At 42.2% G+C, this 2,400-nt stretch carries 3 protein-coding genes; all 3 read left to right on the top strand.

The window, feature by feature from the left end; all coding sequences use genetic code 11:
- Positions 1-152: 152 nt before the first annotated feature.
- A complete protein-coding gene (locus A3773_RS16650; RefSeq protein WP_067988590.1) occupies positions 153-530 on the top strand; it encodes a hypothetical protein in 378 nt (125 codons plus the stop codon).
- 493 nt (positions 531-1,023) lie between these two features.
- Positions 1,024-1,329, top strand: coding sequence for a hypothetical protein (locus A3773_RS16640; protein WP_067988583.1), 306 nt, complete (start codon positions 1,024-1,026; stop codon positions 1,327-1,329).
- A gap of 142 nt (positions 1,330-1,471) precedes the next feature.
- A complete protein-coding gene (locus A3773_RS16635; protein WP_067988580.1) occupies positions 1,472-2,239 on the top strand; it encodes a hypothetical protein in 768 nt (255 codons plus the stop codon).
- The last annotated feature ends 161 nt before the right edge of the window (positions 2,240-2,400 follow it).

Here is a 2,400-nt window from a genome sequence, read left to right as displayed (position 1 = left end):
GATATAAATCGCTATGGATGGTGACCTTCCTACAGAGGACTTTCACCTCATTAGTTCATGCCCATGCTGGGCGTACACAAAAACAGGCAGTTGATGCGCAATGCGCTCAACTGCTGTAAGCGTTATGTGTCTGAATAACTTGGAATTACGATTTGAGCGATATTAACCAAAAGGAACTTGATACCCGAAGGAGGAGCTTGCAGCTCTTTGCCTGTGGGTTTTTTGCTGTAGTATTTAAACTTTTCACTGTAGGTCTTGCAGATACAGCGTACATATCCGAGTTCATGGTCTATTTTGGCTTCTTGTTCCCATTTATTTTTTATACAGCTAGAGGCAATTCATTTGGCTTCTGGTTGGGAGTGGCTGCAACAGTATCAGTTTCGCTTTACTTAGAAATCTCGGGCAGCAGGTTGATAAGCTCAAACCCTGAAGATGGTTTTAAAGCCTCAACAGAGGTTGGTTTAATAGGGGCATATCTAGTTTATAGAGTCTGGGAATCATATTGTGCTCGCAAGTATAAAAACACATAACAAAAACATCAAAAGTCGCCCTACGGGCTTGGACCGCAGCTGCGCTGCGGCCCTTTATGTTGGGCGTTAAATGTCTATGAATAAGAAAGTCTCATTCTTTTTGGGTTTTGTAACTGCCTCTGTTGTCTTTAGTGTAGGTATATACCTGTTGAGTAAAGAGGTATCCAAGGGGAATGAAGCAGTGTTTATGTCGGTCTATGCGTCGGAGATTTCTACCTTAGGGCTCATACTAAATGAAAGCGATGAATCAAAAAGGTCCCAAATAGCCAAGTCTGAGTTCTGCGAAGCGATTAGCGTACTTAAAGATAGGATTATAAAAGGTAATTTCAATCAGGATTACTTTGAGATACTGGTATCAGAGTCAATAAGTGAGTATCAGTCAAAACTTACCAAATTGGATAATAAGCATTGTGGTAAAGACATTTAACAAATTTGGGCATATTCGCACTGCGTGCTGGACCGCTAAATACGCTGCTTCGCAGCAATGCGGCCCATGCCAAAGGCGTTATGTGGCCAATTAAAAACAGTAAGTGCAATTCAAAATTGGAGCGGTATTAAGGTGTTAAGGGTTACTTTAAAGGTTTTTGCTGCTGTAATGCTATTTGTTGGTGTGCTGGCGATAGGAAGTGATTTTCTACCAGTAGGTGGGATTAGCCTTAATAGCTCGGGAGTGGGTGGTAGCGATCAACAGTTCTATAAGGTTGTGCCTGTAGATGGTGTAAATTTAGTTAGGGTTGGGGTCATATTCTTAGTTATCGGCGCCAGTTGTTTTGGCTTGTCAAAATTTGTGGGTGAATAATTACTGTGGTGGTAGCACATAACCAACTCAGCCAGCATGACCTCCGTTTCGGCGCTTGTTTTTGTGTTGGTCGCTACGCTTACACAAAATCAATCGCCTGCACTCCGGCTGCTGCTGCAGGGCGTTAAATGCTAAGGAAGCTATGAGTACTACGTTACGATCAATCGGATTATTTGGAATTTTACTTTTTGGTGTTTTATTCGCCGTTACATACGTATCGCCGGAAAAAATTGAAAAATCCGCAAAGGGGTTCGTTAAATACCAGATAGAAAAAGAAGTGCGGGAAAAGCAGCAGCGTATAAGCGAATCTAGCGTTACAAACAAGGCTCTAAGTATTGCCAAAAGGCTCGGAGTAGAGTCTGAGCAAATCCAAGAAGACCTTGCCAACGATCTCCCTGAAAAAATCGCTAGTGTTATCGCTTCAATGTGTGGCTATGATTGCGAGCGAAAAAAAGCGTTAGCTCAGTCAATTACTTCCGGATACTTAGATCGCATTAAGAGCATTGAAATCGCCCAAGATACTCTAGGTAATCTTATAAAGGGAAAGTACATTGAAATTGTTAGTAATTTGAAGCTTGATCTTCGTATATTTCTTGGATCAAACTTTTTGATGTTTTTGATTCTACTTGGCGTTTCTTTAGCCAAGCCGAAAGCGATTGCGCACTTATTTTTGCCTGGAGTGCTTTTGCTTACAGCTACCATTCTGGCGTCAGCGATATACATATTTGGCCAAGATTGGTTCTACACCATTCTATATAATGACTATATGGGGTTTGGGTACTTAGCTTATATCGCTGTATTATTTGGCGTATTGGTGGATATAGCGCTTAATAAAGCTAGAGTCACAACTGAAGTAATAAATGGCATAGCAAATGCCGTAGGTTCAGCATTCTCGGTGATTCCGTGCTAGCCGCATTTAATCGGGTAGCCGAGGGTCTCTAACCCTCAGCCCCCACAACACCCTGCATGCGGATCCGCACAGGGCGTTTCACTGAGAATGGTGAAGCTTGATCCATCCATCGCGCAATTCATAAAGCCCCTGAGATTTTAAGTAAGCATTGGATAATGCCT

It is taken from the genome of Neptuniibacter pectenicola (assembly GCF_001597735.1).
GTDB classification, from domain to species: Bacteria; Pseudomonadota; Gammaproteobacteria; order Pseudomonadales; family Balneatricaceae; genus Neptuniibacter; species Neptuniibacter pectenicola.
The sequence above is the reverse complement of the archived record's forward strand: the minus strand, read 5'-3'. Positions and strand labels throughout refer to the sequence as shown.